Source organism: Acetobacter farinalis, from assembly GCF_011516935.1.
GTDB classification, from domain to species: Bacteria; Pseudomonadota; Alphaproteobacteria; order Acetobacterales; family Acetobacteraceae; genus Acetobacter; species Acetobacter farinalis.
Genome location: NZ_WOTF01000036.1, coordinates 1 through 7,590 on the forward strand (window position 1 = coordinate 1; position 7,590 = coordinate 7,590).

Sequence of the window (7,590 nt, forward strand, 5' to 3'; positions counted from 1 at the left end):
AGCCATACCGCCGCATCTGTTGCTCCCCCCCCCCTGAAAACCGGGAAAACAATCAGCACAGGCAGCCAGAAAGTACAACTCTCAGGGCCTAACTGACGACACGCCGTAGGGAAGAACAATAAGAGCCTGTAAGCCGCCCTGCTCATGATTGAGGAGTTTGATTTCGCCTCCATGAGCGTGGATAATGGCGCGGGCGGATGTCAGTCCCAACCCGACACCACCTGTTTTACGGTTTCGCGAAAGTTCAATACGATAAAAGGGTGAAAAGACCTTCTCGATCTGATCTTCGGGAATACCAGCCCCCTGGTCTCGTACGGAAACCAGGACTCCATGGTCGGTTTCCTTTATGGAGATCACCGCCTTTTCTCCATAGGCACAGGCATTCTCGATAATATTTCCAAATGCTCTCTTGAGGGCAACCGGGCGGCCTGTATAGACAACGGGCTCCGTCTCATTGAGTTTGGCATCACGGCCTTGATCGACAAGATCATCCACAATCACTCGCAGAAGTTCCGTAAGGACAAAGGTCGTAGACTGCTCGGCCAATGTCTCATTGCGAAAGAACGCAAGCGCTGAATCGATCATTGTCTGCATCTCATCAACATCACGAAAGAGGCGTTGACGCTGGTCAAGGTCATCGATGAATTCTCCTCTCAGCCTTACCCGTGTCAACGGAGTACGAAGATCATGCGATATCGCGGCAAGCATATTTGTCCGATCCGTTATAAATCGGCGGATTTGAGTCTGCATCGCGTTGAACGATGCTATCGCCGCCTGAAGCTCTCTTGGTCCCAGTTCAACCATCGGCGGTGCGTTAGGGTCTGTCCCGAAACGGCGAGCCGCGATGGTGAATGCCTCAAATGGACGCACGAGACTTCTGGCCGCCAACCATGAAACTGCACTTGTTGAAAAGAGAACAAAACAACCTATCAGAGCATAGCGCATCCAGGGCCCCATACCCCATTGCCGTTCCGGCAGCTTGAAGACCAGCCAGGACCCGTCGGACAAAGTTACGGCCATCCCATAAACATCCGTCCCAAAAATCCTGTCGCGTGGCATGGTGTGTGCGAAAGCGTGTTTCTCATACAGCACAACTTTACGCTCAGGATCATTGAGCAGACGACGCATCGCCGATTGAACGGAAGACGACGCATCTTCCATGGGAAATACGGGGAGTTCCGGATACCACTCCATACTGAACGTATCGTTTGCCGCCTCTTCGGCAATTCTGGAGCGCAAGTCACGCGGAATAGCTGAATAGATCCGTACCATCGTAGCCGCCTGCCCTTCCAGCCCTGTCTCACGCAGGCCAGGCCTACCCCAAACCCCAGCGGTGCTGATGAAAAATATATACAGGCACGCTGCAGCCGAAACTGAGAGCAAGACAGTCAGGGCCAGACGTTTTGCGATTGTATCGCGTATGAACAGGGTTTTCATCCCGATCGTACATCCAGAGTGAAGATATACCCACCGCTTCGAACGGTTTTTATAATTGTTGGATCTTTCGCATCCGGTTCAAGCTTGCGACGCAACCGGCTGACCTGTGTGTCGATGGAACGGTCAAACGCATCGTGACGTTCCCCATGGGCTAGATCGAGAAGTTGATCACGACTCATGACCTCCTGCGGGCGCTCGGCAAACGCCAGCAAAAGATCAAACTCCCGCCCAGACAAAGGAACCAGAATATTTCCGGTTGTCCGTAACTCTCGGCGTGCAATGTCCAGACGCCAGAAGCCAAACAGCAGCAGCGGCCGCGTCTGAGATGCTGGCTGCCGGAGCGGCTCCATGCGGCGCATGACAGCCTTTACCCGGGCCAACAACTCACGCTGATCGAACGGCTTGGTAATGTAGTCGTCGGCTCCAAGCTCCAGCCCGACAATTCTGTCGGTCGGAGAATCAACCGCCGTCAGCATGATGATAGGCACCTGTGATTTCCGGCGCACTTCCGCACACAGTTCGAGACCGTTCTCCCCGGGCATCATCAGATCGAGGATAACCAGATTGATCGGTGCCGTCTCCAAGAGGGCAAACATGTCACGCCCGCTGTTCGCAACGCCGACCTCATGCCCGTAGGTTTTGAAGAATCGGGTCAGAAGCGACAGAATTTCCTCGTCATCGTCTACAATCAGAAGGTGGGTCATGTTCGTCATGCGCTCCCTTTAGCAGGATGGTGTCCCAGAATGATGTCAAACTGCTTCAGTTTTGCGCCTGTTTTTTATACAGAGTGGATTTTCTGAAAAGAACCTGACATCAAAACCCGGATGTGACCCTGTAAAGTTCCATGGATACGACGCACTGGCGCAAACACACTCCATAAGGAACAGATTCGTCATGCATATCCCCTTCATCAAACTCGCCAAGTATATTTCGTTCTTCATGCCCGCACTCTTCGCCGCAGGGTGTGCGCATAATCACAGCGACCTTGCCGCGAATGATCCGGTCGCACCAGCAAATCGTACCGTATTCGGTGGAAATCTCTTCGTTGACCATCATGTGCTACAACCGGTAGCACGGACCTATGCCGCCAATGTGCCGAGCAGCGTCAAACATGGCATTCATAATTTTTCCGCCAACCTCAATGAACCGAAAATACTCGTCAATGATGTCCTGCAGGGCAACTTCAGCCGCTCATGGAACACTCTTGAACGGTTTGCCATAAACTCGACAGTGGGCGTCCTCGGGATCTTCGATTTTGCCCAAAAATGGGGAATGCCTTACCACGATGCCGACTTCGGTCAGACACTTGGTGTCTGGGGTGTCGGCCCCGGGCCGGATGTTCAATTACCTCTCATGGGCTTTTCCAACGTGCGTGATACGACCGGAAACCTCGCAGGAATAGTATTGAATCCGACAACCTTCGTCAGTGCGGGCCTGGTCTCCGTTGTCCGGGGAGTTTCATCTGGTCTGAGTATTGTGGATGGAAGAGCCAACACCCTCGCCGTAACAGATGACGTTGAAAAAAATTCTCTCGACGAATATGCAAGCCTCCGCTCAATGACGGCGCAACACCGTGCCGCGTTCATACAGGACGGCATACAAGGGAAGGTAAAAATTACCGACCTCTCTATTCCTACGCATCAGACCTTTGTCTCCATGAGATAGTAGGCGTTTCTTAAAAGGATTTTAACTTTCCCTTTCTTATTCCATACCGGTATCACCCATCCTATACCAGATAGCATTCAGAATATTTTTCATTAGTACTAAATTTTTTATTTATCCAATATTTTTATATTTCTACACTCCAGAAATTCCTCACCTACCGCTTATGATATGACGTGTCATTTTATCGTGCGCGTCATATCAAAACTCTCTCTGACGTATTTCGCAATAAGGTTCCTGCCGTCGACATGGCCGGACGGACACTACAATCAACAGGCATCGTAAATATCCCTCCAGCATCTATCGCGGAGACCGACTGCATAGAGTACCCCGTATGACACCCCCATTATTGTTGTCCGTATCAAACCCGGACACATGCGCCACCTACTCATCCCGTGCGCTCCAGTTGCAACCGGTGTATCGCGCCCACCCATGCACAATCAGAACAACCAGCCTCCCTGCGGGCGGAGGACTGATCAGGGTCGGCGCAACACATGCGGAAAATAAGCATGTGCATATTTTTTTCACGTCTGATGTCACATTCGGCCATGCTGTCTCGTCTCTTATCCGACAACGGATAAGGACTCTGACATGACACCGAGACTTGACTACTTCTCTATAGCGCCCAAATTACTGCACCCTATGCTTGCTCTGGAACAGGCCGTTGCTTCCTCGGGACTTGAGCATTCACTTATTGAACTCGTGAAAATACGGGTTTCCCTGATCAACGGCTGCGCTTTCTGCCTTGATATGCATACCCGGGACGCAATGAAGGCCGGCGAAACGCTGGAGCGGCTGTTTCTCTTAGGTGCCTGGCGAGAGGCGGCCTGCTATACACCACGGGAGCGCGCCGCTCTGGCATGGGCCGAAGCCCTGACTATGGTTGCAGTAACCCATGCTCCTGACACTGATTATGACGACTTGCGGCCACACTTCGAGGACGAAGAAATCGTGAAACTTTCTCTTGTCATCACAACCATTAATGCATGGAACCGATTGGCTATCGGTTTCCGCTCCGTACCGGCGCGGGCCGTGCCCGCGGCCTGATCATGACTGACGCTCACGATCCGGTAAAACATTTCGCGGAATGCCGGAACGAATTAATCGGGCTTGGTTACCGGATGACGGGCTCCCTCGCAACGGCAGAAGACATCGCTCAGGATGTGTTTCTGCGATGGCACGCCACAGATCGACTGAAAGTCGACGCCCCTCGGTCATGGCTGCTCAAAACCGCGATGCGTCTCAGCCTTGATCATCTTAAATCGGCCCAACACCGACGTGAGCATTACGTTGGACCATGGTTGCCCGAACCCTTGCTGGTGGAGAGCGTATTGCCGCAGGAAGCCTCATGTGAACGGGCGCAGGATCTCTCTGTTGCTTTCCTCCTGACTCTCCAGCGGCTCACGCCTGCGGAACGGGCCGTATTCATCCTTCACGATCTGTTCGAGACACCCTTTGCCGAATTGGCCAACCTTCTCGGCCGCACGGAAATGGCGTGTCGGAAGCTCGCCACCCGCGCCCGTGCTCACCTGACAACAGACACTCCCCGTCAGGTGAGCACGGACATTAAACTGGAGGAAATTTCACACGCATTTTTAACGGCCTCTCGTGACGGAGATGAAAGCGCATTGCGAGGGCTCCTGGCAGAAGATGTCGTGCTGCACACCGATGGCGGTGGCCTGCGACCTGCCGCACGAAATCTGATCTCAGGCACGGAAAAAGTAAGTCGTTTCTTTGCCGGGCTCGCCCGTAAGCGCACAGCCGCATCACCTCTGCTTCATGTAGGGCACATCAACACTCTTCCGGGTTTTGTCACTCTCGAAGCTGACGGGCTTCTGCAAACCACCTCACTTGAAATACGCAATGACCGGATCACCGTAATTTACATTGTCCGTAATCCCGACAAGCTACACGGAGTTCAATACCAGATAGACGCCTTCAGAAACAAACACAAAAAAGCGGGTCTATCAGTCATATCGTGAGAAAAAGCAGCTATATGTCAGATGAAGGGACGCAGGAACTATAGGCCTGTGCGCTTCAGGCTGTGGGAAAGAGATCGTGCCGCCTGAACCGGCTTCAGGCACTGCATGCTTCACACCTGCACGGCTCTCTCGGAACGCTTCGCTGCTGATTTCGAAATATCGGCCACCTTACGCGGCACTGATACGGAAGTGCATGGCCGGACTCGCCGGATCGGCAAATCATGACATTTTTTACGAAAATAAACGATTTCCAGAAGCGTCGGCCAAAGCTCCAGCGAGGAGCGGATCAGGCCAATTTCATCATCAATAATACGACTGACATTTTGCCGGAAGAAATCCGGTTCAAAATCATAGAAAGTCCTCTCAATACTCTGCGCAAAAGCTTGCAAGCCTCGTTTACGGTCATCTGATCGCGCTCGATCAACAGATGCCAGAATGCGCGAATGGAGCTCCTGTGCTGAATTCAGAATTTCCTCACTGTCGTCAAATGTAATACTCCCATCATAATCAAATATTATTCCCCAATCATCTATTTTTCGCAATGATGATCGTATCTTGCGTTTGAGAAGCGTACAAATGCTTTCGTTCAGCAATTCCGAGGCCATAGGTTCGCGCATATAATTGTTTTTGATATGCGTCTGAACAGAATCTACATGCGCAGCGGAGAAAGATGAATTTTGTATCCAAAGACGATAAATATAATCTTCAAATCGCAAGCGGGTAGGAAAAAATGGCGGAAGTCCTGTTGTATTATCGTACCCTGCCACACCACAATCCATGCGCCAGTTCAATGTTGTAATACAAGGACGAAAGTTGACCAAAATATAGTGATCGTTCAGGGTCTCAATATCACTTCGGCTGTCATCTTCAAGAAACATCGATATAAAATCGGCCGCATCAATATCATTTGTTCCTGTCCGAAATGTCTGGGCTATTTTGATAATACTTTGTCGCCCGACTTTACCCTCTTTTAGAAGCAGCGAATTTTCGCGATGAAATCCGATAGATGTATTTGTTTCGAGGTCCATAGAGGTATCATTAAGCAATTCACCGAGACTGTAATTATTCGGCACATCACCCGCCGGCCGACCAAGAACATCCATGAAAGCCTGCATAATATCGAATGATTTTTTTGTGTACCCATTCTGACCGAGCGGTATCAGTTTTCCCCGTGATATTTCGTCATCATCAAGCGCCTCTGGACTGTCCTCAATCAGACCATAAGGCCTCATATCATCGTCGGTGCTGACCATCAGCCCTCCAAGCGTGTACATGAGCGTGAAATTTCTGTTCCCGCCATAACTTGGACGAAAAAGATTCCGCACAACAGAATCCAGTTTCTGATTTCTTAGTCTTTTACATAAGTATTTTATAAATTCTTCTTTTTCCTGAGGACCAACATAGAAAAGATCATTCGTGGTTTTAACCTGCTCAAGCTTCTGATAATATTTTTCGTAGCTTGTTTTATATGAATCATCGAATACAGTAATCGGCACAGAATGCCCACTTTTTCGAAAGTTCTCGTCATACGCTTCGACCGTTTCTCCGACATCACGTAACCGATACGTCGGAATTACGAAATGTATGTCTTTTTCAGTCATGTGCCCTCTGAGTAACATCTGCAGATCGCGGGATGCATCACGTGATGGAAATTGTTTCCCTTGATGCTTTCAAAAACCTCAATTCTTTTAATCGAGTATGACTCATCACCACGATGTGCTCGTTAAAACGATAGTTTCCTGCCCATAAGGCTGTTTCTTGCGGCAATAAACCGTCTGAGCATCTCTTGCAGCTAAGTCAGTCCGGATCACCCTGCAAGGGCTCGAAGGCGTGAATCCCGGCGTTTCCCTCTTTCCTCTATGACTTTCCTATAAAGTTTTGGTGTTTTCTTAATTTCATTCCTATTTTGTGAAACATGACAATGCATACGTGACGATCGACAGCACGATCGTCCGGGCACACCAACACAGCGCGGACGTCCGTAAAAAAGGACACAGATCAGACTATCGAACGACCCCGAAGTTGGATTGACCACAAAAATCCTGACCCAGTCCCCCTGAAATGCCCTCGATTTGAGGTAAGGTCTTGTCCACTAAAAACAAACGATGAAAAAAGCACGCTTCACACAGGATCAGATCATTGGGCTCCTGAAGGAGCATTAGGCGGGCACGACGGCGACCGATTTGTGCCGCAAGCACGGGTCAGCGATGCGACACTCTACACTTGGCTGTCGGAATAAGGCGGGATAGAGGTGTCGGAAGCGCGGCAGCTCAAGGCTCTTGAAGAAGAGAACGCGAAGCTGAAGCCGCTCCTGCCGGAGAGCGTGATGGACGCCTCGACACTGAAGGACCTGCTGGCAAAAAACTCGTGAGACCCGGTTTGCGGCTAAATGCTGTGACCTACGGCGTGTCGTCAGTTAGGCCCTGAGAGTTGTACTTTCTGGCTGCCTGTGCTGATTGTTTTCCCGGTTTTCAGGGGGGGGGGGAGCAACAGATGCGGCGGTATGGCT

6 protein-coding genes and 1 pseudogene are annotated in these 7,590 nt (G+C 50.7%); 4 read left to right on the plus strand and 3 right to left on the minus strand.

The features are described 5' to 3' along the window. Window positions 1-81: 81 nt before the first annotated feature. Together GOB82_RS12690 and GOB82_RS12695 are read right to left on the minus strand one after the other, a co-directional pair. On the minus strand, window positions 82-1,437 hold the full coding sequence (locus tag GOB82_RS12690) for an ATP-binding protein (protein WP_166123647.1): 1,356 nt from the start codon (window positions 1,435-1,437) through the stop codon (window positions 82-84). Further along, window positions 1,434-2,150, minus strand: a complete 717-nt coding sequence (locus tag GOB82_RS12695) for a response regulator (RefSeq protein ID WP_194300488.1) — start codon at window positions 2,148-2,150, stop codon at window positions 1,434-1,436. Before GOB82_RS12695 ends, GOB82_RS12690 begins: the two co-directional genes overlap by 4 nt. Window positions 2,151-2,331: 181 nt before the next feature. On the opposite strand from GOB82_RS12695, the gene GOB82_RS12700 reads away from it, so the two are divergent. The 3 genes from GOB82_RS12700 to GOB82_RS12710 all read left to right on the plus strand — a co-directional run bounded on the left by GOB82_RS12700 (window position 2,332) and on the right by GOB82_RS12710 (window position 5,081). Beyond that, on the plus strand, window positions 2,332-3,102 hold the full coding sequence (locus GOB82_RS12700) for an MlaA family lipoprotein (RefSeq protein WP_166123649.1): 771 nt from the start codon (window positions 2,332-2,334) through the stop codon (window positions 3,100-3,102). A gap of 588 nt (window positions 3,103-3,690) precedes the next feature. Beyond that, window positions 3,691-4,146, plus strand: a complete 456-nt coding sequence (locus GOB82_RS12705; protein ID WP_166123651.1) for a carboxymuconolactone decarboxylase family protein — start codon at window positions 3,691-3,693, stop codon at window positions 4,144-4,146. A 2-nt stretch (window positions 4,147-4,148) separates the two neighbouring features. Further along, the gene (locus GOB82_RS12710; RefSeq protein WP_166123653.1) at window positions 4,149-5,081 is read left to right on the plus strand and encodes a sigma-70 family RNA polymerase sigma factor; all 933 of its coding nucleotides are present in this window, start codon (window positions 4,149-4,151) and stop codon (window positions 5,079-5,081) included. Window positions 5,082-5,191: 110 nt separating this feature from the next. On the opposite strand, the gene GOB82_RS12715 is transcribed toward GOB82_RS12710, so the two are convergent. Continuing rightward, a complete protein-coding gene (locus GOB82_RS12715) occupies window positions 5,192-6,682 on the minus strand; it encodes a hypothetical protein (RefSeq protein ID WP_198911978.1) in 1,491 nt (496 codons plus the stop codon). Between the two features lie 504 nt (window positions 6,683-7,186). On the opposite strand from GOB82_RS12715, the pseudogene GOB82_RS12720 reads away from it, so the two are divergent. Then, window positions 7,187-7,490 (plus strand): annotated as a pseudogene (locus tag GOB82_RS12720) (transposase); the annotation flags it as partial. Between the last annotated feature and the right edge of the window lie 100 nt (window positions 7,491-7,590).

Coding starts and splice junctions, on each gene's coding strand:
- GOB82_RS12715 (WP_198911978.1), bottom strand. CDS start 6,682: ATGACTGAAAAAGACATACATTTCGTAATTCCGACGTATCGGTTACGT.
- GOB82_RS12695 (WP_194300488.1), bottom strand. CDS start 2,150: ATGACGAACATGACCCACCTTCTGATTGTAGACGATGACGAGGAAATT.
- GOB82_RS12710 (WP_166123653.1), top strand. CDS start 4,149: ATGACTGACGCTCACGATCCGGTAAAACATTTCGCGGAATGCCGGAAC.
- GOB82_RS12705 (WP_166123651.1), top strand. CDS start 3,691: ATGACACCGAGACTTGACTACTTCTCTATAGCGCCCAAATTACTGCAC.
- GOB82_RS12690 (WP_166123647.1), bottom strand. CDS start 1,437: ATGAAAACCCTGTTCATACGCGATACAATCGCAAAACGTCTGGCCCTG.
- GOB82_RS12700 (WP_166123649.1), top strand. CDS start 2,332: ATGCATATCCCCTTCATCAAACTCGCCAAGTATATTTCGTTCTTCATG.